This window comes from Polyangium jinanense, from assembly GCF_028435265.1.
GTDB classification, from domain to species: Bacteria; Myxococcota_A; Polyangia; order Polyangiales; family Polyangiaceae; genus Polyangium; species Polyangium jinanense.
In genome coordinates this window covers 196,766-223,562 of record NZ_JAGTJK010000016.1, presented here as the reverse complement: position 1 = coordinate 223,562, position 26,797 = coordinate 196,766, and the positions used below count along the sequence as shown (strand labels likewise).

Here is a 26,797-nt window from a genome sequence, read left to right as displayed (position 1 = left end):
GTTGGAAGAACTGCGCGATGCGCAGTTCTTCCAACACGAGTCCAGCGCTTGCGCTGGTCCGGGTCCAGGGGTGGACAACCCCTGGTCGGGGTCCGGGGTGAAACCCCGGCGCTACGCTTTCTTCCGCCATGCATCGAGCGTGCGAATCTCCTCGCCCGTCCACCCTTCGATGAGGTCTGCCCATGCTTTCGCGGCGCATGGGCGGAGCGCCGCTTCGTATCGGTCGCCCGCTCGGCCTGCTGGGTAGGCGCATGTTTGGACGGCCTCCATCAGCCCCACGACGACGAGGTTTTTCGCTTCATCGTCCCCGTGGACGAGCACGTGCTCCATCGCATCGAACACATCTTCCACCCAGCGCGCTTTGCAGCCGCTCGTGAATGCGAAGAAGTGCCTCCGTCCCATGTCGGCGATGCCTGTGTAATCGAGCCACGATTCGTGCTTGCGCTCCGATTCGAGCCTCTCGCGAAAGCGTGGCCAGACGACCGCGAAGCAGGCGATCGCGCCTCGGGCGCCTTGGGGATGAGGATCGAGGGCAGGATTCTTCGGTCTGCGTGGCGGTCGAAGGTCCACACGCTCCGCGAGAGGAGCCGACAGGAGCGAGCGGTCGACGTAGCCGTGCTTGGCTGCCCAGCGGAAGATGGCGAAGCTTTTGCGCCGCGAGCGCCATCCTCGTCCGGGGGCCTCGGCTCCTATCGTCGCTTCCACGAGCTCCGCGCGCACGGTCGGGGCCAAGCCGGGATGGACGAGCGCACAAGCAAATGCGTCATGCGCGTCATACACGCGCTTCTCTCGTGGAGCCTGATGATCATCCGTCGGATATGCGCGCTGTGCGGCGGCGAGTACCGAGGTCGCCGGGAAATACCCGCGAGACGATAACAAGAGCCGAGCGAGCTTTGCGGGAGGCCTCGGGAAAAGCCCGGGCCAGACAGGCTCACCGGGCGCCCCCTGGGCCGTACGCACGAGAAGAGGCAGGTCCGCGTCGTCGTGCGGCGGAAGAGGCCCTGGTGGAGGAAAGGTCGTCGTCGATGAGAAGGTCAATTGGCTTCCCATGCGGCAGGGAGTCTCATCGGGTCGTGTATTCGTGTCAACGCGTTCGTTGCATGCAGCAGCGCCTCGCCGGAATGCGTGAGCCGGAGCGGAAGCAGAGGGTCGGCGCGTGGGAATCGAGGCTCGAAGGGGCGCGGAGACGGGTCCCCGCGCGCGGAGGTCGCCTTGGAAGGGGAGCAACGCGAGGTCCCCGCGCGCGGAGGTCGCCTTGGAAGGGGAGCAACGCGAGGTCCCCGCGCGCGGAGGTCGCCTTGGAAGGGGTGCGGAGACAGGTCCCCGCGCGCGGAGGTCGCCTTGGAAGGGGTGCGGAGACAGGTCCCCGCGCGCGGAGGTCGCCTTGGAAGCGGCGCAACGCGAGGTCCCCGCGCGCGGAGGTCACCTTGGAAGGGGCGCGACGCGAGGTCCCCGCGCGCGGAGGTCACCTTGGAAGGGGCGCAACGCGAGGTCCCCGCGCGCGGAGGTCACCTTGGAAGGGGCGCAACGCGAGGTCCCCGCGCGCGGAGGTCACCTTGGAAGGCCGACGGGGTGATGTGGAGCAAGATCCTCGCACCATGGACGCCGAGGAGGAGACCACGTCCGGCTACACGCACTCTCGAGCGGGGGCGAACGGGGTGACCGAGCCCCGGGCAAGGTCGATGGGCCTCGCGCACATCGTGACCTGCGGCGCGTTCTTGTCCTTCCCCGATGAACATGGGGCAAGGTAGAACACGGATGTACGAGCGTGACGGCCCAGACGGACCGAGGTGACCGTTCGACCATCGGACAGGATGTCCGATGATCCGCCGATCACCAACACTCCTATCGAATACGGCAAGGAATCCATCGATGGTAAGGAAGAATCATTTTTGGGCGGGGCTCGCATGCCTGTCGCTGCTGAACCTCTTTGCTTGCAGCGGGAGCGACTTCGTTCTCGAGCCCATGAGCTCCGTTCGTACCACGGAGGTCGGAGGGGTCTCGGCCCCGTCCGGCGACGCGTTCGTCGTCGTCGACCTCGTGCTCCGGAACAACTCCAGCGTGAGCCACAGGCTCGTGCCCCCTCTTTTCTCGGTGCAGACGCCCAGTGGACTCGAATTCATGGGAGACGCGGTCACCGAGGCCCACCCCCAGGGGTGCAAATCGAGCGCGTCCCTCGCCCCCGGGGGAAGCACGCGCTGCACGGTCGTCTTCACCGCGCCCGCCAATGAAACAACCTCGCTCGTCGCATACACGGCCGAGGGGAGCGGAGACCGATACGAGGCACCGCTGAAGACCAGCGTGTGTGGCATATGCGATGGCCAATGCCGTGATCTCTTGTCCGATCCGAACCACTGCGGCGCCTGCAACGTGCCCGCCGGGGCCGGGACGTGTGTCGAAGGCAATGCGATTTGCCAGGCCAACGCCGAGAAGTGCGATGGCAGGACGTGCGTGGATCTCCTGACGAGCCCCAAGCATTGCGGAATATGCAACAACCCCGAGCCGGCGTGCGTCGATGGGGAGGGGACGTGCAAGAAGGGGCAAACGGTCTGTGACGGCGTCTGCACATACCTCAGCTCGGACCCCTCGAACTGCGGCACGTGCGGGCGGCAGTGCCCAGGCGTCGTCTGGGGCGACTACCACTGCTCGGGGGGTTCGTGTGAATCCATCATCACCACGACAGAGCTCGCCACGTGCGACAGCGTGTGCGGCGCGCATGGCCTCGAATGCCAACTCGCGGTGGCTGCATATGCCCCCCAAGACTACGAGTTCGACCTCGCGTGCAGCGCCACGCCGAAGGCCACCGACCCCTACGATCTGGGCAAACCGCTGCACCATCTGGACTGCTACTGCAGCGGATGAAGGCGAGGTCCGCGCGGGCGAGGGGCCTCGTCCCGCCCGGGCTCTTCTGATGCAAGCCTCCACGTCCGCTCCCGCCCGCAGAAAGCGTCCCTCTCTCTATCCCTGAAAAATCGTGAACAGCCAGCCCATGGCCCGACGAGGACCCCTCCGCGAGCGCGGCCTTCGCCTCGCGGAGCGTCGCCTCGGGGCTGTACCGCTCGTTGAACGTCCGAGACGCGAGCGCATGCGCAATCGAGTGCGAGAGGCTCCGGCACGTCTCGGGGCTACGCCAAGCGATCGCCGGAACGCCGCGCGCTCCGATCTGAATGGCGCGAGGGCGATCCTGCACTCCTGCCCGAGGACCCACACGCGCCGGAGCGCGCGTGTCACGGCAGTCGGCGCATCCGGAACACCTGATTCGGGCGACCATGACACGGGAACGTCACGAGATCGGCCCCCGGCTCCGTGCGCGACTGTCGGACGGCCAGGCAAAGGCCGGAGTGAGCGGACGCGATGCTGTAGCCGCCCGTCTCGGAAAAGACGAACCGCCACGCCTGCACATCCCCGGAGCGGCAGGTCTGCTGAACGACGGGCGTCCAGGGCTCGATGCTCCCCGCGCGCGGCTGCAGGCATTGTCCGACATGTTCGCTGATCAGGTAATACCCCCCGGTGGGGGCCGTCGCGACCCTGAATCTCTGGCTGATCAGATTCCGGCATTCGGATTGGACAAGCGCGGCGCCTGTCTCCCTGCTCCCTCCCTCGATGCCCAGGCACAGGTTGCTGTGGCTCGCTTCGAGCTCGTAAAGCCCGACGGCCGGCTGCTGCGCGAGGCCTCGGGCGGAGAAGAGGCTCACCGCCGCGAACGTCATCACCGCCCATCCCGCGAGACTCGAATGTTTCATGTTCCCCTCCTTGGACATGCACTTCCGGTGGACGCGACGAGGTTTCACGAACGGATTGGCTCGCGACGCCACGGTCGCCCCCAACAAACTCTAATGAATCGGTGCGACGCGTCGATGCGGGCGCCGTAATGTTGTCGCCGCCAGCGATGGGTCTCATCGCAAACCGCTGCGCTGGGGCGTTGCCCCAGGCCCCACCAGGGGCTATCCGCCCCTGGACCCGGACCAGCGCAAGCGCTGGACCCGGGGTCGATGAACTGCGCGATGCGCAGTTCATCGAACAGGCCGAGTCAAGACCGGCGACGACCCTGCCTGCCAAGACCGCGGCGCTGTGCCCGTCGCCAGCGTGCAACGCACCTTCATGGTCTTGCCACCAGCCTGTGGGAAGAACTGCGCATCGCGCAGTTCTTCCCCCTAAGGTCCAGGGCTTGCCCTGGTTCGGGTCGAGGGGCGAACAGCCCCCGCGGGGCCCGGGGCAGCGCCCCGGCGCGACGCCTCGCGATGAGACCAATGCTCAGGCCGCGGCGCGGGGGATGAGTGGTGCGCTCGTGCGCAAGTGCTCGGTTTTATCGTGGCGCAACCATTGCTTGTCCTGGACGGTGGGAGGTGGTTCCATGAAAGCGATTGCGATGAGTATGGTGCTGGTTGTGGGGATGGTCGCGGCGACGGTGTACGCTCAGCAGCCGCGATTGGTCAGAGCGCCGGGGCCGGGTGCCTCTGCGACGGCGGTCGGAACGGCGTCCGGTACGCAGCGGGCGTCGGACCGATCGGCCGGCTGCCCTGGATACATCGTGGAGATGAACGATTTCGAGATCACCGTGGATCGGGCGCGGCCGAACCTCCGGCTGAACACCGAGTCCTCGAAGGACCTCGTCCTCCTCGTGCAGCTCCCCGACGGCTCGTACCGGTGCGACGATGACAGCGGCGGGAATCAGCAGCCCGAGGTCAACATCCTGAACCCGCGGCTTGGCACGTATCGCGTGTGGATTGGCGTGTGGGCCCCGAACGTCATCGCCGACTACAGGTTCCGCATGTCGAGCGATACCTGATCCAGCGTTCCCGCGAGAAGGACGGGCGATCTCCCCGATCGCCCGTCCTTTTTGCCTGGCAGCGGAAGCGGCAGCGGCAGCGCTGTCTCAGGGCCGGCTCGGGCCCCCGAGGTCGTATCGACGAGCGACACCTTCCCCGAGAGCGTGGATTCGACGGTAAATCGCTTGACAACCACCTCCCGCATCCCTCGCTCGAGGGAACACGGCTGGGGGTACGAGAGCATCGAACCGGTCGATGCTCGGAAGATCGCGAAGCGATCTTCCCTCGGGGGGTGAATCGGCTGGGCTTTGCCTGGACGAGAGGGGGACGCGAGGCCTCCCCTTAGCGGAGTGTCACCCAGACCTGCACGGTCCTGCCCGAGCGGATGTCCACGATCCCCAGCTTCACGTTGGAGCCGCTGGACAAGCCGCGCAGCCTCGTGGCGAGGTCGTAGTGGTCGAAGACCCGCCGGTCATTGACGGACGTGATGATGTCGCCCACCTCGGCGATGTAGGTCCCGCCTCCCACGATACGCGCCCGCAGCAGCGGGCTGAGGAAATGAAGGCTGCGAATTTCGGCGCCTTCCAGACCAGGCCTGGCACTGGAATCGAAATCGGCGCCGAGGGCATAGATGCTGGAGGGTAAGATGACGTCGGCACGCGCCGTCGCCGGCGGCATCACGAGAATGCTGCTGGTAGCCAGCACGAATGCGAACGTCATGGGCTTGATGAATCGCATGGTTCCCCCTTTCCAGCGCGACCCGCGGCTGCGCACCCATCGCGGCGTGCATTCCACGTCGCGCATGACACGTATTCAATGCGTCCACGATGTATGCGCGTCAACGCAGGGGCCGGCCGGTTGCGGATCCGCGCTCGCGGGCCCGGGGGAAATGGCTTGACAAATGCGCGTCGAAAGCGACGACGCGTTCTTTCTAGAACGACCCGCCCGCCACGATCCCGCCGCCGCCTGGCAGGAACCACGGCGCGACGGCGGTCTTCTTCTCTTCCGCGCCCTTCTTCCCGCCGCTCTGCGTCACCACGAGCACCACGCCCACCACGGCCGCCACGCCTCCGCCGATCAGCATGATGTCGCCCACGGTCGCGAAGGTGTTCGACGACTCGATGTCGTCCTGCGCTGATGAGCGACAGAGCTGCCTTCCATCCGCCGTCTTTCCACACACGACGGATGCGTCGGGCCTGCGCGTCGCGGCCAGGATGTCGAGCACGCCGCCGCCGATCGCCACGGCTCCGCCTGCGGCTGCGAGGATCACGCCTGGCATGAAGAGCTTGCCGCCTTCGCGCTTGGCTCGCTCCTCGGCCTCGTGTTTGTCCTTCGCGTCCTGGTCGGCTTTCTCCTTTGCGTCCTTCTCCGCCTTCTCCTTCGCGATGCGCTCGTCGAGCTTTGCGAGCCGCGCGTCGAGATCGGCGTGCTCCTCCGGCGGCGCTCCTTCACGCCAGCGGCCGAGGTACTCGCGTGCTTTCTCGGCCTTCCCGAGCCGCTCGTAGGCGTTCGCGATGCTCTCGAGGATCAGCTCTCGCTGCGAGAGCTCGTAGGACATCTCCCACACCTCGATGGCCTTCTCGTAGTCGCCCTTCGTGTAGAGATCCTCGCCCTGCTGGAACAGGCGCTTGGCTTCCACGAGCTTCGGATCGTTCTTGTTCGGCGGCTTCTTCTTCGCCGCCGGCGTGGACGGCGCGGGCTTCTTCGCCTGGGCCGAGGCCGCGGGGCTCGCGACGAGGAAGGACAAACCGAGGAGCGACGCCGCGACGAGCGGCATGGAGCGACGGATCATTCGAAGGGACTCCGGATCTCCGACCTGCGGCCCGTTTTGCTGGTGGTCGTGGGCGGCGGCGCTGCCGTACGAACGGGCCCTGGCGACGTGCGAGCTTGCGTCTGCGTGGCCGCGGGCGTCGTCGTCGGCGATGACGTCGGCGACGACGCGGCCGAGGTCGCGGGGGGCGGCGTCGTCGGCTCGGACGGCGCTGTCGCGGCGAGCGCTTGCGGCGGCGACGTCGGGCTTGCGCTCGGGGCGGGCGCTTGTGCGCTCGATGCGCTCGCGTTCTCTTGCGAGCTTTGGCCTCCGCGCATCACGGCGAATGCGAGCACCGCGCCGATCCCGCCCATCGCGAGCGCTGCGACGACGAGGGACACGAGCACGGCCGCGCTGCGCTTCGGCGGCGCCTTGTGCGCTCCCGTGGCGGATGTGACGAACCCGCGTTGCGTCGCGCCGCTCTCCACCATCGGCGGCGGCGCCTGGCTCGGCGTCGCTGCGGGCATCGGCACTGGCGCGTTGCCTGTCGGGATCCGCGCGAAGTTTCCGGTCGCGTACGGCCCCGGCGCGTGTCCTGGGGGGCTCGTGGGACTCGGCACGGGCCAGCCCTGGCCTGACGACTTCATCGCGAGCGCGCGCAGATCCCGCGACACCTCGGCCATGCGTTGCGGCCGCTCCTCGGGCCGCTTCGCCATGCAGCGCAGGATCATGGCTTCGAGCAGCCCGTCCATCGCGCAGAACCGGCTCGGCGGCTCCGGCGCTTCCATCGCGTGCCGCGTGATCACGCCGATCGTCGACTCCGCGGTGAACGGCAGCCTTCCTGTGAAGGCGCGGTACATCATCACGCCGAGCGAGTACACGTCGGCGCGGTGATCCACGCCCTCGCTGCGCGCTTGCTCGGGCGCCATGTAGTGCGGTGTGCCGAGGATCATCCCCTCCTCGGTCAGCTCCGACGAACCGCTGTGCAGCACCTTCGCGATGCCGAAATCCAGGAGCTTCACGAACAGCGGATCGCCGTTCTCCTGCACGAGGAACACGTTGTCCGGCTTCAGATCGCGGTGGACGATCCCGTGCGCGTGCACGAGCTCGAGCGTGTCGGCGATCTGGATGAACACGTGCAGGAGCTGCGCTGGACCGAGCCTCGACTCGCGCATCGCCCGCGCGAGATCGAGGCCCTCGAGCAGCTCCATCACCACGTAGAACGGGCCGTCGGCGAGCTGGCCGAAGTCCGTCGTCTCGATGATGTGCCGGCTCTTCAGCGCGTTTGCCGTCTGCGCCTCGCGGATGAAGCGCGCGAGCACGCCCTCGTTGTGCCCGCTGCGCGGCGGACGCAGCACCTTCATCGCGAACGCCTTGCCGACGACCACGTGCCGGCAGGCGTAGATCGTGCCCATGCCGCCGTGGCCGAGGACGCGCTCGATGCGATAGCGCCCGTCGACGAGCTGCCCCACGAGCTCTCCGGCCCGGATCGCCGCCGTCTTGTCCAGGATGACGAGCTTGATCCCGTCATCCTGACAATGCGAGCGCGCATCGGGGTACTCGCGCGAGCACGCGGGGCAGATCCTCACGGGGAGGATGATGCCACCGGGGCGGACGGGAGCGGAAGCGGAAAGGAAGGAAGGGCGGGCGCAGGTGGAGAGGGCGGGGGACGCGGACCGGGGACGGAAGCGGTCGCCAGAGAGACCATGGCCCAAAGGAACCGGGCCCGATCGGCCTCCGAGGAGACTGACCGGGCCCGTATGCTCACGTCACGAAGTTATTGGGCCGAAGCCATTCGGCCGCTCACCACCAGTAACGGCGGTGATGACGGTAGTACGGATAGCCGCCGTAGTACGGGTAGCCGTAGTACGGGTAGTAGCCGCCGTAGTACGGGTAGTGGCCGTAGCGCGGGTAGCGCGGGTAGTAGCCGTAGTACGGATAGCGGTGTCCATGCCGTCCGTACCCGTAATACCCGCCGTACCAGCCGCGATGCCGGCCGCGCCAATACTGCGACGAAAGCGCTTCCTGGGACTCGCCGGTCTCTTCCTCGGCCAGGCTGAGAGCCTCCTCACCCGAGGCCTCCTGGCCCGCGATCTCCTCGAGGCCCGGCACCTGGCTCTCTTCGATACTCTCCACGCCCGCGACCTGCCCGCTCTCCTCTTCCTGCCCGAGCGCCGGCTGCTCCGGCTGCGCCGGCTGCTCCACGGCCTTCTCCTGCGCCGGGATCGGGGCGGTCTTGCTGAACCCCTTGCCGAGGTTCTGCTCGAGGCCCTTGCTGAGCCGTCCCTTCTGGAGGCCCTTGCCGGGGCCCTGCTCGAAAGCCTTCTCGCCGCCCCTCGCCATGCGCTTGCTGATCACACCGCGCAGGATCTCGCCGCCCAGGGGCAGATTCTCGCCGAGCTGGCTGTCCTGGCCCGCCGAGATATTCCCCCCGGTGATCCCCGCGCCCTTTTCCACGTTCGCGAGCGCGCTGTCCGTATCCTCGAAATCCCCGACCTCGGCCGCGCAACCCGTCATCCAGACGGCCGCGGACGCGGAAAGGATCAGCGCCACGATTTTCGACACATTCTTCATACGAACCTCCCCCTGTTTCCACTTCGCTGCGGCCTTCCCCCCTCGCCCCGAACGGCGAGCCGTTCGCCTTCGCGAGAGGCTCCGACCACAAGCGAATTCATTTGGCCAGGGCGGCCGAACGTCGAGCGGTCTCGGCGCGGGAATGTGCGGGACACGTATCGCCCCATGGGCTCGAAAAAACCCATGTCCGGAGCAGGTTCGTTTGCTTGGAAAATGGTCGAGCGTGGAAATGAAACGAGCCCGCTCGAACTCCGAGAAGTCCTAGCGGGCCCGTAAAGCTCAACTCACGAGATCCGTACGGCCATGGCCGAAGCAATCACCAGCAGCCGCCGTAGCCGCCGTAGCCGCAGTAGCCGCCGTAGCCGCCGTAGCCACAGTAGCCGCCGTAGCCGCCGTAGCCGCCGTAGCCGCAGTAGCCGCCGTAGAACCGCCCGGGGTAGTACCCGTAGCCACGCCAGCCGTACCGGTACCCGGGGCCGATGGCCCCCCACCAAGAGGACAGCGCCTCTTGCGACGACGCCGTATCCCCCTCCTCCTCGGCCTGGCCCGCGCTCTCCTCGTGGCGGAGGCCCAGATCCTCGAGCTGTCCCTCGGCCTCGGCCCCGACCTCGGCCCGCTGGGTGTCTTCGAACTTCTCTTCACCCGCGACCTGACCACCGAGCCGTTCAGCAAGCTGGCCACCGAGCTGACCGCCGAGCTGACCGCCGCCGCCGAACGTCCGTTCCTCGATCTGCGTCTCGCCGCCGCCCGCGACCCGCGCGCCCTTGCCGAGTTGGCCGCCCTCGAATTGGCCGCCGCCCATGCCCTTGCCCTTCGAGATCACCGGGATGTCCGCCTGGCCGCCCAGACGCCCCTTGGTGATGCCCTTGCCCTCGTGCACGTTGGCGATCGCGGAATCCGTATCCTCACCCGCATCACCGAGCTCGGCAGCGCAACCGGTCAGCCACACGCCAGCCGACGCGGACAGGATCAGCGCAACGATCCTCGACACGTTCTTCATGTGAAACCTCCCCCTGTTTCCTTTTCGATGAGGGCCTTCCCCAGTGCGAAAAAAAAGCAACCATGTGCTCGCTTGCACAGGGGTCCGACCCCAAGCGAATTCATTCATCCGGGGCGCCGAAACGTCGAGCGGTCTGGCGATGGAACACGTGTCGCGGGCGTTCGCCCGACGCAGGAGAAATCTTATGGGCGCGCCCCTACGGGCCGTGCCGAGGCCCGTCCGCGCCGCGCGGATCCCGTTTTCAGGGCCGCGCGGCGCAACGCGGAGAGAGTTTCAAAATACCTGATTCGAGAACCGGAAGAGCAGCATCTTCGGTGCGGCGCTCTCCGGATCGAGCACGATGACCCCATCCTGGGCCGCGCTGTTCCGGTGCACCTTGTGCGCGCTCGCTCCGCCCGAACTGTGGGCAAACACGCTGATCTTCTCGCCGAGCGGGATCGCGTCGGCGATCATATCCGACAGCGTGGGCATGTCGTACGCCGTGAATTCCTCCGCCTGCACCCCGAGGTCGGTCGGATAATCGAGGGAAACTCCGGTATGCCAGCCTTCCTGCCACGCCGGCCCGGGCATCACGTGCGTGGTCTCGAGATATCCGACATTCGGATCCCCGAAGCTCGATAGCACGTTCACCACCATCCGATACGCCTTGCCGTCCATCACGACCTGCACGACCACGTGATCGTCATTCGGCATCGCGCATTGCGTATCGGTCGGCTTCACGATGGCGAGCACCGTTCCGTCCACGCGCCCGAACGCGCTCGTGAGCGCGTCGCCGAACGTGTCGGCGCAATCTTTCGCCTTGTCCACGGTCCCGCCGCCGTCGCCCCCGGCGCCGCCCGTCCCACCGCCACCGTCCCCGCCGCTACCGCCGGCGCCGCCCGTGCCCGTGCCCGTGCTCGACGCGCCCGCGCCGGCCGTGCCGCCCGTCCCGCCGCCTTCTCCACACCCAACGAGCGCGACGCAAAGAAGCGCCACGCTCACCCCGTACATCATCGTCCGCGATCCCATGTCCTGCCCTTTTTCCTTGACAGGGCCGCGGCTATGTGCCGTCCGAATTGCGCTACAGCGACATCACCTTGCTGTAGTGCTCGGCGATCGCCGTGGCCCCGAGCCGTGAGAAGAAGGACGAGTAACACATCCAGATCGCGAGCCCGTTCATGTCGTCGAAGAGCGGCGGCAGGTACGGCGGAGGCTTCACGATCCCGTCGGTGACGTGGGCATACAGCACCGGCACGTCCTCGTGCGCCACTTTCCCCACGAACAAGAACGGGATCAGCGCGGCCTTGTCCTGCTGGATCGCGGCCCGCATGAACGCGTAGTTCAAGACGATCCCCTTGCAGTAACAGGCGTCCTTCGTGAACGGCCCTCCGCCTTCGAGCAGCCCGCCGCGGAAGACACGGCGCGCGTTCTGGAAGCACTCGTCTTCCTCGTAGCCCTCGGTCCGGTACCACTCGAACACGTCGAGGAAGCTCGCGCCGTCCTCGGCCTTGTCCACCGCGAGGATCCGATCGTTCAGCTTCTTCGCGCGCCGCGGCGAGGACCGGAACGTGAAGATCTCGACGAGCGCCGCGAGCCCCTCCTGCACCGCCGTCGTGCGCGGCGGACCCTTGCCGAGCCAGCGCGCCACGGGCTGCGCCTGCCCATTCAGGTTCGTCGCCACGTGCACCCACCCCTCGTGCGCCTCGAGGATGTCGATGTCGCGCGTCGAGAACGTCGCCCCGCTCCGGATCTTCACGTAGTCGCTGCCGGCGGCCGCGTCCGCGAGGATCGAGTCGTCCACCTGCACGCGGATCGCCGCGCTCCCGAAGAACCGATCGAAGCGCGCGTTCAGCTCCATCGCCGCCATCTCGGCCGTGATCTCGCGCCGCTCCGGGGGACCGAGCTTCTCGCCTCCGATCGCCGTGAGCACGTCGTAGAGCACGATCCCCATGTCACGCACGCTCGTCTGACCGTCGGGCAGCTTGTCCTTCGGCGACCCGTAGAGCAGCCGCGACAGCTTGTAAAAATCCTTCCTCCCGCGCGACTTCAGCATCCGCACGACGTCGCGGTACTCCGCCGCGGTTTGCCGGAGGATCTGCCCGAGCCTGTCGTTCTTCCCGAGCTCGCGCTCCGCGTCGCGCAGGATCTCCTCGAGCTCGGCGATCTTCGCGTCCGCGTCGAAACCGAGGTCGGAAGCGTACGTCACCTTCGGCAAATCACGCTGCTTGCCCCGGAGGAACTGCTCCTCCACCGCCGACTCCCAGCGGAGCGCCTGCAGGATCCGGATCGGCCGCTGCGCCTCCAGCACGCGCTGCGAGAGCTTGGCCAGGATCTCCTTGTACGAGCGCCACGGCCCTGCCGCGGGCGGCGGCGGCACCGACGGGATCGGCTCGTCGCGCAGGCTGAGCGACTCGAGCGGCGCGGTCGCCGCGTGCTCGGCAACCTGCCCTTTCGCCGAGCCGTTGCCGTTTCCGTTGCGTTTTCCCGGGCTCGACGGCCGTTCCGGCGGCCGCTCTCGCTCTTTCGAGGGCTCTTCGGCCAAGTCCTTGGCCTCCCGGCCCTCTTCCGCCTCAGCGGGGACGAGGGGCGGCGGCGGCACGGCAAACGCGGCGACCTCCCGCGGCTCTTTTTCGCGAGGCTCCTGCTTGGGGGGCATCACGATGATTGTCACACAGTTGGGCCCGGACGGATCATGGGAAGTTCCGGAAGCCTTGCTCGGGCACGACGCTCGCGGTACGAGGCCTGCGCCGTACGACGCTCAGGAGCTCCGCTCCGCGAGCGGAGCTCGGCCCCCGAACCCCCATGTCCACCGACACGACGACCGACACGGGAGAGGCCGAACTCTCCGACGCCGAGCTGCTCGAAAAAACCGAGGCCGCCGCCAAGCGCCTCCGCACCGCCGTGGCCCAGGCCGTGGTCGGCCAGGACGCGGTCGTCGAATCCATGCTCGTGACCCTAGCCGCGCGCGGCCACGCCCTGCTCGTCGGCGTCCCAGGCCTCGCCAAGACGCTGCTCGTGGCCTCCCTGGCCCGCGCCCTCGATCTCTCGTTCGGCCGCGTCCAGTTCACGCCCGACCTCCTGCCAGCCGACATCACCGGCACCGACGTGCTCCACGAGCAGCACGGAAGCCGCACACTGCGCTTCATGCCCGGCCCGATCTTCCACAACCTGATCCTGGCCGACGAAATCAACCGCACGCCCCCAAAGACCCAGGCCGCGCTCCTCGAAGCCATGCAGGAGCGCAAGGTCACAGTCGGCGCGGCGACGCACCCGCTCCCGGATCCCTTCCAGGTGTTCGCCACGAGAAACCCCATCGAGCAGGAGGGTACCTACCCCCTGCCCGAGGCCCAGCTCGACCGCTTCCTCCTGGAAATCCACGTCGACTACCCGAGCGAAGAGGAGGAGCGCGAGGTCGCGCGCCGCACCACGAGCGGCAAGGCCCCACAAATCGAGCCCGTCCTCCACGCCGACGACGTGCGCGCCATCGGCAAGCTCGTCCCGCGCATCCCAGTCACGGACGAGGCCGTCTCCCTCGCCGTCTCGCTCTGCCGAGCCACGCGTCCCACGGCAGGCAAAGTCGCGCGCGAGGTCAAGGAGTACGTGCGTTACGGCGCCGGCCCGCGTGGCAGCCAAGCCCTCGTCCTCGCCGCCAAAGCACGCGCCGCCCTGCGCGGCGAGGCCGCCGCCGACGTCGACGACGTGCGCGCCATGCTCATACCCGCGCTCCGCCACCGCATCGTCCTCTCCTACCGCGCCGAGGCCGACGGCGTACGCGACGTCGACGTCCTCGAAGCAGCCGCGAAGAGCGTCCGCTAGTTGGGCCGTCGCGCCGGGGCGCTGCCCCGGACCCCGCGGGGGCTGTCCGCCCCTCGACCCGGACCAGGGCAAGCCCTGGACTCGGGGTGGAAGAACTGCGCGTCGCGCAGTTCTTCCAACGGGCCGGTGGCAAGACCAGAGACAGCGTTGCCAGTCACGGCGGTCTTGGTTGGCAGGGTCGCTACGGGTCTTGACTCGGCCTGTTCGATGAACTGCGCATCGCGCAGTTCATCGACCAAAGGTCCAGCGCTTGCGCTGGTCCGGGTCCCGGGGCGGAGAGCCCCGGGTGGGGCCTGGGGCAACGCCCCAGCGAAACGCCTCCAGGAGCCGCTCAGGCCGCTGGCTGCTGCGGCGCTGCCTCTTCCAGCGAGTTCGCGTCGAGTGAGCGCACGACCTCGAGTCCCTTTGGCTGGAGCAAAAACCGGAAGCTTGCCTCGCGCCGCCCTTCCTCGCCTTCGGCTGGCGTGAACCGGATCGCGGCGACTCCGCTCTTCTTGATCCCGGGCCAGGCCACGTCGCCGAGCAGGTTCCGCGCGAGCATCGACAAACTTGGCTCGTGGCCTACGAGTGCGAGCGGCCCGCGCCCGCGATGTGCCTCGATCAGGCGCACCAGATCCGAGAGATCCCCGCTCGGCGCGAGCTCTGGCCGTACGAGGATCTCCTCGACGAGGCCGATCTCGGCCGCGAGGATCTCCGCTGACTGCACCGCGCGCACCAGGCTCGAGGTCCAGATCGCCGTGGGCCTACGCGACGACCGTTCGTCGAGCCAGCGTGCAACCTTTCGCGTCACCCGCCGGCCTTTCGCCGTAAGCCACCTGCCTGCGTCGCCGAGCCCGGGAGCGTTTTCCACGGCCTCGCCGTGTCGAAATAGAAGGAGATCCATGGCGTGTGATCTCTACCCCGTACTGCGAGCCCCTGCACCTCGCGTTTCACGGAAGGGGTTTCGGGAAATGCCGTCAGGACCTCCGGCGGCATGCGCGGGATCATGTCCAGAGCGACGGGCCTTTCCGGGAACGCGCGAAATCCACGTGCTTTCCGGGAAAACGCGCTATTCTCACCCCTGCGGCCGGCCGCCGCGGGTCATGAAGACACGCGAGCCGGGGAGGAGACGATGTTCTTGAGCTCGTCCGAGGGAAGGGTCGCAAAGTGGTTGGGCGCCGTTTCCGCCTGGGGGGCGCTCCTCGTCGGGGCCTTGTCGGCCCTCGGGTGTGGGGGCGGCCCGCACTACGTCCGTTCCCCGGCGCCGCTGCCTCCCGATCCGGTGGAGGTCGTCGCGCCCGCGCCCGAGCCCACGGCCATCTACATCATCGTCAACCAGCCCGAGGGCACTGCGGCGCCCGAGATCGTCACCCAGGACGAGAGCGGCTGGATCCCGCGCGAGTTCCCCGCGGAAAACCCGTTCCAGCGCTCGCGCACCTGGGTCGGCGATTACGACTGCGTCCAGGGGAACACTGGCCTTGCGCTCCGCATCGTCGACGTCCGCGGCCGTGTCGTGCGTGCGGTCTTCGACTTCCAGCACGCCCCCTCGGGCGCGACCGGCTCCTACCTCATCGCTGGCACGTACGAGCCCGAGACCCGCCGCGTGCGCTTCGATCCGAGCCGCTGGATCGTGCAACCCGAGGACTACGTCATGGTCAGCATGGAAGGCGAAATTGCCACGGACGGCTCGCTCTTCGCCGGCAAGATCACGTTCCCGGGCTGCGGCGCGTTCCACCTCAAGCCCACGCGATAACGAAGCGAAGAAAAGCGAGCGCGTCGGGCCCGCCCTGCCCAAAGCGAGCCCGACGCGCTCCGTTGGTCCTTATTGCATTACCGCAGGAACGCGACGAACGCGTCCGGCCCCTTGCCGCTCACCAGATCGCCGGCGCCGAGGTTCATCGTCCCCTCGAACATGCCGGTCACCACGACGTGCCCGTCCGGCGTCACCGTGAGATCGCCGAGACGCTCGTGCTCCTTGCCGCCGAGCCGCTCGCGACGCTCGATGCGCCCTTGCGGGTTCATCCAGGCCACGAACAGATCCTCTTCCCCGGCGCTCGTGAGCTTCTGCCCGCCGAGATCGATCGTGCCCTGGAAATGGCCACCCAGGACGAGACCGCCGCCCTTCAGCGGCGTCGCGTAGACCTGCCCGAGCCGCTCGACTGGGAAGACGTCCGAGCGCAGCACCTTGCCCGTGCTGTCGATCTGCACGACCCCGAGCCCCTCGCCTGAGCCGCCCTGCGCGGCGAGCGTCTTGCCGAGGAAATCGATCGACCCTGCCACGGTGCCGACGAGGAACGTCCCATTCTCGCCGGCATGTAGACCAAACCCGAAGAAGCCGGTCTTGTTCGGCGCGCCCTTCGACCACAGCACCTTGCCTGTGGAATCGAGGGCGACGAGCATTTCGCCGTCCGCCGCGCCGGTGTCCGGCAGCGCGCCCGCGCCCAGGTTCGGCGCGCCCTCGTAATACCCGGACACGAGGATCTGGCCCTTCGCGTCGATCACGAGCGAGCCATCCGATTCGGTCCCTGTCCCGCCGAGTGATTTCGCCCAGCTCACCTTGCCCGTCGGCTCGATCCGCGCGACGAACACGTCCGAGTTTCCGGCGCTCGTCAGGGTTTGTCCACCGATATCGATGGTCCCTTCGAACGAACCGGACCAGTAGACGCTCCCGTCGGCCGCGAGCGCGACCTCGCCGCCATTTTGCATCGTCGCGTCGCCGGCGCGCAGCGCGAAACGCAGCTCGCCGTTCGGACCGAGCGAGGCCACGAAGGCGTCACCGCCGCCGAGGTCCGCGAGCGGGCCGCCTCCGAAATCGATGTTCCCGTCGGTGAGGCCCGAGATCACCACGCCGCCTTGTGGATCGACGGCCATTCCCACGGGCACGTGGCGGCCCGAATCGCCGAAGCGCCGCGCGCGCTTGATCTTCCCGTCCGGCCCGAGCCACGCCACGAAGATGTCGCTCTTCGTCTTCGCTTGCAGTGCGCCTGCGTCGCCGAATTTCACGGAGCCTTCCATCGTCCCGGCCAGGACGAGCTCACCCGTCTTGGACGCGCCGATGAACCATCCTGCCTGCCTGCCGTCGGCGCCGAGCGCGTTCGACCACATCGCAGGACCCGAGGCCGCAGGCCCCGTCGAGGTCTCGGTCCGGGTTTCATCGTTCTTGCTACAAGCCCCGATACCGAGAAGAAGCCCCACGCCGAGCGCCACGCCCGCCATCCGTCGTCGTTGCATGCATCCTCCCTATTTCATTCGCCGAACGCGCATGCTTCACGCCTTCGGCCCCCAGTAAAGTAACCCAGCCTACAACGACAAGACGTGAGGAGCACGCGGGAACGGCGCTCGAAACACGAGAATGCCCGGGGCGCAAAACCCGTCCTGTCGGGGGCGGCGTCGATTCCGTCGCTTATTCGCCGCGCGCGGCGCGCTCGTAGAGCTGCGCCGCCGCGCGGAGATCGCCGATTCGCTCGTAGAGCTGCGCGGCGCGGGCGAGGCTCCCGCCGGCGAGCGCGCGCGCGGCTTGCTCGCGTATCTTGGCCTCGTCGATGTCTCCGTCCTGCACATCGAATTCGACGGGCAGCTTCCGGGCCGCCGCGCGCTCCCCGTCCGCGCGCGCTTGCCGCTCGATTTCCGCGAGCTTCTTTGTCGCCTGACCGAACGGCTCGGCGTGCATGGGCGGCGGCTCCGCGATCCAGGCCGACCAGGCCGGCGAAAGCGAATCGATCCGAAAAACGAACGACCCGCCGCGCGTGACAACCACGAGCTCCCCTTCTTTCGGCCCGAAGGCCCGGCGCCGCGCCTCGGAGGGCATGGCCGGGAAAAACCCGAGCCCCTGCTCGACGTAAATCGCCCCCGGACCGATCCGCGACAGCGCGATGCCAAACGGCACGCGCGAAGCGGTCTCGTCCGCCGCGAGCAACAGGTGCCGATCTTCTCCGAATGCGAGATACACCGCGTCCCCTGCCGGCAGCCGCACGAGCCATTGCCGCGCCCAGGCGAGCTCGTCTGCGTCCAGCAAGACGCCGTCGATCCGCGTCGCGCGCCCATCGTGCACGAGCTCCACCCGGATCGGCTCCGGCAAACGTGCCGCCGCTCTCCCCATTTCGATCGGCGCCGCCGCTCGATCCGGCAGGGTCACGAGGGATCCGCCGGGGACCATTTCGCCGAGCAGACGCAGGCTCGCGTGCCCCACATCCACCGCGCCGAGCACCCACACCTCGTCTCGGTCGAGGAACGACGCGAAAAACGGCGCCCACGCCGGCGCGTCGCACCGCGCATCCACGAAGAGCCGCGCGTCCCCGCCCGCCGCATACGCGACCACCACGCCCGGCAGATCCGCGAGCCGCGAGATCCACGACGCCGGCACCACGCCTTTCGGCGCGTGCACGCGCATCCACACGACGCCCGCGCCCTCCCCTTCCTCGGCGAGCTCACGCCGCTCGGCTGGCGCGAGCGCGACCACGAGCCCGAGCGCGAGACAACGCCCCACGACCCAGCGCGCGAGCTCCGGCGGCACCACGGCCACGATTTCACTGCGCGCCCGCGCTCGCTCGGCGCGCAGCGACGTCGATTCGAGCAGCGCCGAGAGCGGCGCATGGGTCCACAGCGTCCGCTCCAGCCGCTCCACGTCGCGCCCCGTGACCAGCACCGTGCGCGATGACCCCTGCGGCAACAGAATCCGCGGTGGCATCGGTTTTCCATCCGGCAGCATGGCGACCCACGCGCGCGGCGCGCCCAGGGTCGGCTCCTCTCCTGCGCCCGCGACGAGGCCCGTGAATGCGCGACCTCCGGCCAGACGCGCGAGCGTCGCTGCCTTTTCGGGCGGCGCCGCCACCTCGACCCATATTCTTCCTTGTGGACCTCTCCGACAAACCGCGCGCGCCGCGAGCCGCGCCCCGCCGAGCGCCCCGAGAAATGCGAGGGCCTCGCCTGCCCCGGGAAACATCGCGCCGCAGAGATTCGCCTCCAGAAGCGCCATGGCCTGCCCTGCCGGCGCCTGGGAAAACTCCGCCACGGCTGGGGATTGCGGAGGCGGAACCGAAGCCGGAGGCGCAATAGCAGGCGGGGGCGGCGGCGGCGGCGGGTCTTCCTTCGCCGGCGCCTCGTCCGATCGCGCCACGTCGCCTGCGCGCCCGAAAAGCCGCTGCCAGAACGTCGTGGGTTTGCCCTCGCTCATCCGGCGTTCGCCTCCTCGTCCTCCTGCGCGTGCAGCGAGAACGGCGGCGGCACCACCTCCCCGAACACCCGCGAGGACCAGCGCTCCCACAATTCGTCCGCCTCGACGCCCCGCGGCCCCGCGGCCAGCGCCAGCGCCGACAGATCCGGCCGCCGCATCGATTCCCCGATCAGCACCGCCCATTCCGTCACGCACCGATATCCCGACGCCGGCGATACCCGCGCGAGATCCGGAAACACCTCCCGCAGCTTCTTCGCCGCCGCCGCGTGATCCCCGCGCGCCACGTCACACCGCGCGCGCACGAGCGTCATCGACACCGTCTCCGCCACGTCGCGCATCGGCGCCGCGTCGATCACCTTCTCCGCCTCGGCCGCACGCCCCATCTCGTGCACCAGCGTCCAGGCACGCCGCATCGGCAGCTCCGCCCTCGCGAGGCAACGCCCGGCCGGCTCCCATTTCCCGGCCGCGTGAAAACACCGCGCCGCGTCCACCCATTGCTGCGCGCGCTCGTAGGCCTTCGCGGCCTGGAAAAACCGCCCCTTTCGCTCGTGCAGCACCCCGAGGCTCCCCCACGCCGCGGCCGCCTCGAAGCACCGGAGCGCCTCGTCCTCGTCCCCGATCGACAGCCAGCACCGCCCCGCCGACGCCCAGAGCTCCCGCGCCGACGTCATTCGACCTCCGGCACGAGCGGCCCGCCTTCCGCCTCCTCGGCCGGCTCCTCGCGCGCGCCCTCGACCTCGCGCAAGGGCGATCCCTCCGGCCCCACCTCGCGCAACCGCGGGAACGCCGCGACAAACCGCCCGACCTCGGCGGCAATCCGGTCGTGCTCGGCCTCGGGCAGATGGCGATCCTGATCGTCGACCAGAAACTCCTCGACCTCCCCCGTCACCTTGTTGAATCGAAATCGCACGAGCGTCGGCATGGCGCGCCTCCTACCTCGGCAGCTCGAACTCGATTTCGAGGACATCGCCGTCCTCGTGCACCGAAATCCCTTGCGCCCCCCGATGCCGCGCCATCGCGAGCAGCGCGTCCCGATAGGCCCGCGCGAGCAGCGCATGGAATGCCCGCCGCGCCTCTGCGAACACCCGATCCGCGCGCGCCTCCACTTGCCGCTGGAGCTCCGCTTGCCGCGTCGCCGCGCGCGCCTCGAAATCGGCCTCCGCCGCGCGTGCCGCCTCCGCTTCGACCTCCACGCGCACGGCCGCCTCCGCGTCACTCGCCACCTGCGCGACGCGCGCCCGCGCCGCTGCGTCGAGCGCGACCTCTGCCGAGGCCTGCGCCTCCGCGTCCGCCGCGGCCCGCGTCCTGCCGTTGTATCCGTCGTCGTAATAAGCCCCCATCCCGCTCGCCGAGATGCGCTCCTCCACGCGCCCCGACAAACGCCTCTCCGCCTCGCCCCGACCGACCACCTCTTCGCTTTGCGTGGCCACGATCGTCAAGCTCCGATCGTCGGGCGAATAGAGCGCCCATCCCCCGTGAATCTCGTATCGATACCCTTCCGGAACCTCCCGCCACGCGAGATCTCCCGCGTCGAGCGCGCGCTCCAATGCAGCGAGCGCCGGCGCCCCGAGCGATCCTGCCAGCGATTGCCGGATCCTCACCTCGCCGCGCACCGTCCCCGTCCGCGACGCCACGCGCCGCACCTCGCGGTCCCACGCCTCCACGATCGCGCGTGTCGCCGTCACCTCCACTCGACGCGGATTGCACATCACGCCTCCTCGAGCCGCGCGAGCACGCGGCGCACGACCCCCTCGATTCTCTCCCGAAGCTCCCGCCCGTCCGGGTGATCCAGAATCACCTCGCGCCGCAGTCGATTGAGCGCCATCAAATGCGCGGAAATCGCCGTCTCCCCGCGCAGGCTCCCCTCGCGCTCCTCCAGCGTCTCCAGATCCGCGAGAATATGCTTCTGCCCGCGCGCCCGCGGCGCCTTCGCGCCTCCGGCCTCGGCCATTCGTGTCTCCACCACGCGCCTCAGGATCGGCGCATCCGACGGCCGCGACCACACGTGCTTGATCGGCCACAAATCCTCGACCGTCGCCTGCTCCCGCCCCGCGAGGAGCGTCGCGCCCGCCACGAGCCGGAGCCCCTTCACGATCCGCCGATCCGAAAGCTCCAGCCCCTCGGCCCGTGTATCCCGCAGGATCTGCTCGTACAGCGGCCGCACGTCGGAGAGCTTCACCCCCGCGAGGTGATGTTGCAGCGCCCGCACCGCCGATTCCTTCAGCATCGGCAAAACGGCCGTCCCCTCCCCGCGCTCGCTCCGTTTCGCTGCGTCGAGCCGCTCGACTTCCAGGTCCCAGCCTCGATCGAGCAATTCGCCGAGCCCCTCGTCCGGCGCCGGCGGCGCCAGCACCCGGAGCGCGAATCGATCGGCAAACGCTTTCAGCGTCGGATCGTCCGGCAGCTCGTTCGACGCACCGACGAGCGACATGAGCGGCACCCGCTCCCGGACAGGACCATTATGAAAGATGCGCTCGTTCACCAGCGTGAGCAGCGTGTTCAGGATCGCGCTCCCGCCCTGGAACACCTCGTCGAGGAACGCGATCGTCGCCGAAGGCAACATCCCCTCCGTGCGCACGTGGTATCGCCCTTCCTGGAATGCCGGCAGATCCAGCGGTCCGAAGATCTCCGCCGGCTCTGTGAACCGCGTGAGCAGGTAATGGAACCGCGGCGCGTCGATCTGCTCGGCGAACCGCGTCAGCAAATCACTCTTGGCCGTGCCCGGCGGCCCGAGCAAGAGCACGTGCTCGTGACAAACCGCGCCGAGCACGAGGATGTCGACCGCCTCGTCCCGCAGGAAAAACTGCCGCTTCAGCTCCTTCGCGAGCCGCGACAGCCGGTCCACCGTCCGAAGGGTCGCCTCCGGATAACTCACGTCGATCCTCCTCCGGACGTACCATTTCCGCCGGGGCCATTCCCCGACGAAAGCGTGAACAATGCGCCCGACGGCCGCCGCGGCCCGGGCCCCGATGGCGCGCGCGCGGCGACCGCCACGATCGGCGCGGCCCCTTCGAGCCTCTGCTCGTCGGCCGCCGCGCGAATCCTCCCGACCAGAAACCCGATCCGCTCCGGCGTCGCCGGAGCGGGCGGCGTCTCGCAAAACAGCCCGACGCACGCGTCCCGGAAGATCGACCGGATCTGATCCCCGTTCATCCCGTGCGTCGCCTCCGCGATCACGTCGAGCAGCGCCGGGCTCGCCTCGATCCGAAAATGCTTCGCGTGCACCTCGGCGATGCGCCTCCTTGCCGCCTCGTCCGGCAAACCGATCGCGATCGGCTGAAACCGACTCGGCCGGAGCAGCGCCTCGTCGATGAGGTTCAGCCGGTTCGTCGTGCCAATCACCAGCATCGGCACGTCGGGCCGGAACCCGTCCATCTCCGTCAGGATCTGCGCGACGAGCGCGTTGCCTGCGCGGCTCCCGCCGTCGTCCCGCCCGCTTCTCCTGGCCGCGATCGAATCGAACTCGTCGAACACCACCACGCTCGGCGCGTTCCGCCGCGCCTCCGCGAAGATCGCGCGGAGCTTGCGCTCGCTTTCGCCCACGTACATGTCCGTGACCTCCGGCCCGGATACGACGCGGATCGTCGCGTTCATCTGGTTCGCGATCGCCTTCGCGAACAGCGTCTTGCCCGTCCCCGGCGGCCCGTGAAACAAAAACCCCCGCGGAATGAGCTCGCGCCGCAGCTTGTCGTCCGGGAGCTGAAACACCCCGGCGAGCAGCTTGATCGCCCGCGAAAGCAGGGTTTTTACGTCCTCATATCCCCCGATATCATCCATCGTGACGTCGGGAATCACAAAATCCTCGGACGTCTGCGCCTTGAACACGCGGATCGACTCGTAGAGCCGCGCGACGCGCGAGGGGTTTGCCTCGCCATGCCCCCGCCGCGCCTCGATCTGCACCGCGTAGGCGATGGCATCGCGCAGGCGGATCGGATTGAGCCCCGCGACCTGCTTGAACAGCTCCGCCGGGCTGTAATCGGCGAACATCGCCCTTTCTCGCTGGGTCACGAGCGCCACGCCCACCGGCGCCCGCCGCCCGTCCACCGAAACCTCCCGCGGCAAACCCGAAAGCGAAATCCGCACGGAAAACCGCGCCGCCACGACCTCCGGCACCACGAGCGATCGATCCACGAACGCGAGCAGCGGCCGATCCGGCGCCTCGTACAGAAGTTCCGTGATCTCCCGCGCCTCGCTCGACATCCCGCGCTCGGTCGCCGCCACGAGCAGATCGAGGTGCGGCAGCACCAGCACCTGCCCCTCCTTCAGCCCGAAGATCAGCTCCCGCAGCCGCGCGATCTGCATCTGCCGGAGCCCCCGAGGCACGATGGCCGCCTCCGCGTCCTCGGGCGGCAGCTCCAGCACCACCCGATCGAGCCGCGCGGCCGATACGATCCGCGGCCAGAGGTGCCGCACGACGAGTTTGTCGCAAATGACCATTGCCGAGAGGCCGGCTCGCAGGAACGACGCGACCTGCTCGATCTCGTCGCCATACGCGATCTCCACGGCCTGCGCCTCCGAGATCGCCTGCGGATGCCCCTCGGTCGCGGGCGCAGGCGAAGGCTTGGGCGCAGGGGCCGCCGGGGCGACAACCGGCGCGGGTGCCGGCGCCTCCGCGCGCGCCGCTACCGCCTTCAACCGAAGCCCCGGCGGCCAGAAAACCGGCGTGCGCTCGGAGATCGCCACCACCTTGATCCGCAGGTCCGACACGCGCCGATCGAGCACCTCGGCGAGCGGCTCCAAGGACAGCGCGGGCCACGCTTCGAGCAATGCCCGCAGCGTCTGATCCTGCGCATTGAACAGCGCATCCTGAAACGCCTCGGCATCCCCGAGCGGCGCGAGCGAGACGAGCGGCCGGCTCATGCTTCCTCTCCGGAGAGATGCGCGCCGAGCTGAAACAGGCGCGTCCCTTCGAGCATCCCTTCGAGATCGAGCCCGTGGCGCATTCGCAAAAGCTCGCCGTGCGCCCTCCGGATCCGCCAGAGCGGGCCGTAAAAAGCGGCCACCGCGAGCGCGTCCTCGATCTTCGCCTCCGGATCCCCTCGCCCGGTGATCACGCCACGCGCCGCCGCGATCTCCTCGATCACGCGCTCCCGGTGAAACACGAGCGCCGCCTCGTACACCTCGATCACCAGATCGAGCAAGCCCGCGTCCCCCGTGCGAAGCCGCTCCATCGCCGCCGCGCGAAACCGCCGCACGTCACGCGGAGCGCCCGGCCGCGCGAACGTTTGGACCACCAACCTTCTCCCGTCCGGATGCCGGACGAGCGCCGCGATCGTGGCGATCGTTTCGTCCTCGCCTCCGGGCGCGGGCCTGCCGAGCGCGGCCGAGAGCGGTGAACGCGCGCGCAGCATGTCCGCGAGATCCACGTCGATCGACGTCGCGAGCGCGCGCGAGGTGATCGCATCCCGCAGCAAGAGATCCCACGCCCCCGAGAGCTCCGGACAGGCCTCCGCGAGCGCCTCCGCCACGCTCGGCGACTCCGCGAGCCCCACGGCCGCCGCGAGCACGACGCCGCCGGGCCCGAGGGGCCGCGCATCCCCGAACGGCGGCGCGCGCAGGCCGAGCTTTGCCGCGTGGATCGAGGCAAGCGCCGCCGCCGCGGCTCGCACGACCTCGGGCGGCGTGAGTAACGACGGAAACCCCATTTCGCCGAGCGGCGCCTTCCCGCGCGGCCGTGCACCGCCGGACGCGCTCGCCCACGCGATCACCTCCGCCGCGATCGACATGGCCGCCGAGATCCGCCCCGTGGTTCGTCCCGACGCACCCCGTTCGAGCTCGGTCACGCGAGCACCTCCACGGCGCAAGGCACGAGGACATCGCCCTGCCGCGCGAAAAACGAGACCTCGCGCCCCTCGGGATCCCGCGCCGGATCCACGCAAACGAGCGCCGCCACCTGCCAGGGCCGCCGGAACGTGGAGAAGTGCAGATCCCGGTCCACGACGGACAACCCCCGATCCTCCGGGCCCGCGACGAGGTGCGTGTGAAACCACCCGAGGATCGAAGCCCCGTCCCGCGTCGCCTCGACATGACGCCGCATCGACGCGAACGACTCCGGCGAAAACACGAGCGCGTCCGGCGCCTCCTCCGCGTGCTCCGCCCGGATCACCTCCGTCACCACCACGAGCCACCGCGAAGGCTGATCCGCGTCCCGATGCACCTGTCCGAACAGGAACCCGCCCTCCTCCACCTCGCGCGAAAACGCCCACGAAACGCCCAGCGCTTCGCGCACGTTTTTCCGGACGAACACGTCCACGGGCCCCTCCGCGCGCGCCTCTCCGGGCCACGCGCGGGCGCGCGGACCGAGCGCGCTTTTCTCGAGGAGGGGCGGCGGCGGCTCCTCGATCGGGGACACGCCGAACGCCTTCTTCGCCCGGATCATGCCGAGAGCCGCTCGATCCTCACGCTACGCGCGCGCCGCGCCGGCCCGCCTTCGAGCTCGCCGCGCGAGCGCCCGCCGATCGCCACGATCGCGGCCTGCCCCTCGGGCGAAGACGCCCAGGCGTGGGCCTCGGGATTGTAGAACTCGCGCAGCTCGTAGTTCCGGTACGACGCCATGTCGACGAGCATCTGACAAACCGTACCGAAATGCAGCCCCGGACGATAGCTCTCCGCGAGCACGCCCAGACAAACGAGCCCCGTCTTCGCGTCCACGTTCGGGTGGAACACCTCGCGCTGGAAATACGCCTCCGGCGCCTTCACCGGGAAATCGGGCGGCATCACGAGCAGGACCTCGTGCTCCTCGATCCGCCGCGGCGGCGATCCCGGGGCGAACCCCGGCGCGCGGAAGCGCACGAGGTACTCCGTCGGCACGTCGAGCGCGTTCGCCTGCACCTCGAAGCCGCCTCGCGTCCCGGCAAACTCGAGGATCTGGTTTTTCACCATCGCGAGGCTCTCGGTCAAGAGAAACGGATTCACGCTGCCGGCGCGCCGCTCCGGATGCACTTCGAGCAGATCGAAGGGCCGCACGCCCGCGTCGTGCAGCGTCTGCTGCGAGAAGAGCCGCCGCGCCCCGCGCTCGCCGGGCCGACGCAGATCCACGACGGGAAGCGCCTTTTCGCCCTTGCCCATGGGCCAGAACGCCTCCTCGTACGCCTCGAGGATCGCCTGCGCCACGTCCACGAGCCGCGTCGAGGCCCGCACGTGATCGAGCACGAACCGCTGCCCATCCGGCCCCTCGGCCTGGAGCGGATCGAGGAAATAATCGCGGAACGCATGACTCTCGCGCGCAACCGAAACGCGCATCGAGGGTGCGATCGACGCGTGCAGCGACCGCACGATCGTCTCCGCCTCGTCCTCGCTCGCGCCTTCGAACGACACGCAGAGGCCCCCTTCCTCGCGGCTCACGAGATCGAGCGCCGCCCTTCGCCCGAGCGAGGCCGCGACGCCGCGCGACGCCTTCACGATCGCGAGGATCTGCTCGTCACCGAGGTCCTCCTGGAGCACGATCGAAATGGGCAGCGCGGGCGCCGCGGAATCACGCGCCGGGGCCGCCTCGCGCCCCTTGCCGCTCTTGCCGGGAAAGAGCCGCGACGCCTCGGAAAGCAGCGCCGCGACACCGGCGCGCCCGCCGCCTTGCTCCACGATCTCGGCGACCTTCTGAAAATAGTCGCGCGGCGGCCCTTCGAACCGCGGCAGCCGCGCGCCTTCGAGGCCTGGAACGCCTGCGAGGATCGCGCCTCCGAGCAGCGTGAGCGCGTCTTCGCGTGTCTCTGCCACGCGCCCGAGCTCGCCTACGGCCTCCGCCCTGTCCAGAAGAA

24 protein-coding genes are annotated in these 26,797 nt (G+C 68.9%); 4 read left to right on the top strand and 20 right to left on the bottom strand.

The window, feature by feature from the left end:
- Positions 1–111: 111 nt before the first annotated feature.
- Positions 112–780 carry a DUF7674 family protein gene (locus tag KEG38_RS27205; protein WP_272422842.1) on the bottom strand — a complete coding sequence of 223 codons (669 nt, stop codon included), beginning with the start codon at positions 778–780 and terminating at the stop codon, positions 112–114.
- 1,185 nt (positions 781–1,965) lie between these two features.
- On the opposite strand from KEG38_RS27205, the gene KEG38_RS27200 reads away from it, so the two are divergent.
- Positions 1,966–2,862 (top strand): DUF4352 domain-containing protein, encoded by an 897-nt coding sequence (locus KEG38_RS27200; protein WP_272422841.1) that lies wholly within the window; start codon positions 1,966–1,968, stop codon positions 2,860–2,862.
- A gap of 365 nt (positions 2,863–3,227) precedes the next feature.
- On the opposite strand, the gene KEG38_RS27195 is transcribed toward KEG38_RS27200, so the two are convergent.
- Positions 3,228–3,743, bottom strand: coding sequence for an RICIN domain-containing protein (locus tag KEG38_RS27195; RefSeq protein ID WP_272422840.1), 516 nt, complete (start codon positions 3,741–3,743; stop codon positions 3,228–3,230).
- A gap of 611 nt (positions 3,744–4,354) precedes the next feature.
- Between KEG38_RS27195 and KEG38_RS27190 the strand changes: the two genes are divergently transcribed.
- Positions 4,355–4,789: a hypothetical protein gene (locus KEG38_RS27190; RefSeq protein ID WP_272422839.1), complete on the top strand. Its 435-nt coding sequence runs from the start codon at positions 4,355–4,357 to the stop codon at positions 4,787–4,789.
- Positions 4,790–5,111: 322 nt separating this feature from the next.
- On the opposite strand, the gene KEG38_RS27185 is transcribed toward KEG38_RS27190, so the two are convergent.
- From KEG38_RS27185 to KEG38_RS27155, 7 genes are all read right to left on the bottom strand, one after another.
- Entirely contained in the window at positions 5,112–5,507 is a 396-nt protein-coding gene (locus KEG38_RS27185) for a hypothetical protein (RefSeq protein WP_272422838.1), read from the bottom strand.
- A gap of 193 nt (positions 5,508–5,700) precedes the next feature.
- Positions 5,701–6,561 carry a tetratricopeptide repeat protein gene (locus KEG38_RS27180; protein WP_272422837.1) on the bottom strand — a complete coding sequence of 287 codons (861 nt, stop codon included), beginning with the start codon at positions 6,559–6,561 and terminating at the stop codon, positions 5,701–5,703.
- Positions 6,558–8,108, bottom strand: coding sequence for a serine/threonine-protein kinase (locus tag KEG38_RS27175; RefSeq protein WP_272422836.1), 1,551 nt, complete (start codon positions 8,106–8,108; stop codon positions 6,558–6,560). Before KEG38_RS27175 ends, KEG38_RS27180 begins: the two co-directional genes overlap by 4 nt.
- A gap of 214 nt (positions 8,109–8,322) precedes the next feature.
- Entirely contained in the window at positions 8,323–9,093 is a 771-nt protein-coding gene (locus KEG38_RS27170) for a hypothetical protein (protein WP_272422835.1), read from the bottom strand.
- Positions 9,094–9,409: 316 nt separating this feature from the next.
- Positions 9,410–10,084: a hypothetical protein gene (locus KEG38_RS27165; protein ID WP_272422834.1), complete on the bottom strand. Its 675-nt coding sequence runs from the start codon at positions 10,082–10,084 to the stop codon at positions 9,410–9,412.
- Between the two features lie 282 nt (positions 10,085–10,366).
- Positions 10,367–11,101: a hypothetical protein gene (locus tag KEG38_RS27160; RefSeq protein ID WP_272422833.1), complete on the bottom strand. Its 735-nt coding sequence runs from the start codon at positions 11,099–11,101 to the stop codon at positions 10,367–10,369.
- A 52-nt stretch (positions 11,102–11,153) separates the two neighbouring features.
- Entirely contained in the window at positions 11,154–12,728 is a 1,575-nt protein-coding gene (locus KEG38_RS27155; RefSeq protein ID WP_272422832.1) for a peptidase MATCAP family protein, read from the bottom strand.
- Positions 12,729–12,874: 146 nt separating this feature from the next.
- On the opposite strand from KEG38_RS27155, the gene KEG38_RS27150 reads away from it, so the two are divergent.
- Positions 12,875–13,888, top strand: a complete 1,014-nt coding sequence (locus KEG38_RS27150) for an AAA family ATPase (protein ID WP_272422831.1) — start codon at positions 12,875–12,877, stop codon at positions 13,886–13,888.
- Between the two features lie 331 nt (positions 13,889–14,219).
- Here the strand turns inward: KEG38_RS27150 and KEG38_RS27145 are convergent, their stop codons facing one another.
- Positions 14,220–14,771: a SixA phosphatase family protein gene (locus KEG38_RS27145; protein WP_272422830.1), complete on the bottom strand. Its 552-nt coding sequence runs from the start codon at positions 14,769–14,771 to the stop codon at positions 14,220–14,222.
- A 267-nt stretch (positions 14,772–15,038) separates the two neighbouring features.
- Between KEG38_RS27145 and KEG38_RS27140 the strand changes: the two genes are divergently transcribed.
- Entirely contained in the window at positions 15,039–15,620 is a 582-nt protein-coding gene (locus KEG38_RS27140; RefSeq protein WP_272422829.1) for a hypothetical protein, read from the top strand.
- A 77-nt stretch (positions 15,621–15,697) separates the two neighbouring features.
- Here KEG38_RS27140 and KEG38_RS27135 read toward each other — a convergent pair whose 3' ends face one another.
- The 10 genes from KEG38_RS27135 to KEG38_RS55650 form a co-directional block, all read right to left on the bottom strand.
- A complete protein-coding gene (locus tag KEG38_RS27135) occupies positions 15,698–17,098 on the bottom strand; it encodes a hypothetical protein (RefSeq protein WP_272422828.1) in 1,401 nt (466 codons plus the stop codon).
- A gap of 172 nt (positions 17,099–17,270) precedes the next feature.
- On the bottom strand, positions 17,271–19,040 hold the full coding sequence (locus KEG38_RS27130; RefSeq protein WP_272422827.1) for a DUF8588 domain-containing protein: 1,770 nt from the start codon (positions 19,038–19,040) through the stop codon (positions 17,271–17,273).
- Positions 19,037–19,711, bottom strand: coding sequence for a tetratricopeptide repeat protein (locus KEG38_RS27125; protein ID WP_272422826.1), 675 nt, complete (start codon positions 19,709–19,711; stop codon positions 19,037–19,039). The genes KEG38_RS27130 and KEG38_RS27125 overlap by 4 nt, the downstream gene beginning before the upstream one ends.
- On the bottom strand, positions 19,708–19,962 hold the full coding sequence (locus tag KEG38_RS27120) for a hypothetical protein (protein WP_272422825.1): 255 nt from the start codon (positions 19,960–19,962) through the stop codon (positions 19,708–19,710). The genes KEG38_RS27125 and KEG38_RS27120 overlap by 4 nt, the downstream gene beginning before the upstream one ends.
- A 10-nt stretch (positions 19,963–19,972) precedes the next feature.
- Positions 19,973–20,749 (bottom strand): hypothetical protein, encoded by a 777-nt coding sequence (locus KEG38_RS27115; protein WP_272422824.1) that lies wholly within the window; start codon positions 20,747–20,749, stop codon positions 19,973–19,975.
- Positions 20,749–21,915 (bottom strand): AAA family ATPase, encoded by a 1,167-nt coding sequence (locus tag KEG38_RS27110; RefSeq protein WP_272422823.1) that lies wholly within the window; start codon positions 21,913–21,915, stop codon positions 20,749–20,751. The genes KEG38_RS27115 and KEG38_RS27110 overlap by 1 nt, the downstream gene beginning before the upstream one ends.
- Positions 21,912–23,900 carry an ATP-binding protein gene (locus tag KEG38_RS27105; protein ID WP_272422822.1) on the bottom strand — a complete coding sequence of 663 codons (1,989 nt, stop codon included), beginning with the start codon at positions 23,898–23,900 and terminating at the stop codon, positions 21,912–21,914. Before KEG38_RS27105 ends, KEG38_RS27110 begins: the two co-directional genes overlap by 4 nt.
- The gene (locus tag KEG38_RS27100; protein ID WP_272422821.1) at positions 23,897–24,823 is read right to left on the bottom strand and encodes a hypothetical protein; all 927 of its coding nucleotides are present in this window, start codon (positions 24,821–24,823) and stop codon (positions 23,897–23,899) included. Before KEG38_RS27100 ends, KEG38_RS27105 begins: the two co-directional genes overlap by 4 nt.
- Positions 24,820–25,419, bottom strand: a complete 600-nt coding sequence (locus KEG38_RS27095; RefSeq protein ID WP_272422820.1) for an MPN domain-containing protein — start codon at positions 25,417–25,419, stop codon at positions 24,820–24,822. Before KEG38_RS27095 ends, KEG38_RS27100 begins: the two co-directional genes overlap by 4 nt.
- Entirely contained in the window at positions 25,416–26,756 is a 1,341-nt protein-coding gene (locus KEG38_RS55650) for a ubiquitin-conjugating enzyme E2 (protein ID WP_272422819.1), read from the bottom strand. Before KEG38_RS55650 ends, KEG38_RS27095 begins: the two co-directional genes overlap by 4 nt.
- Positions 26,757–26,797: the final 41 nt, after the last annotated feature.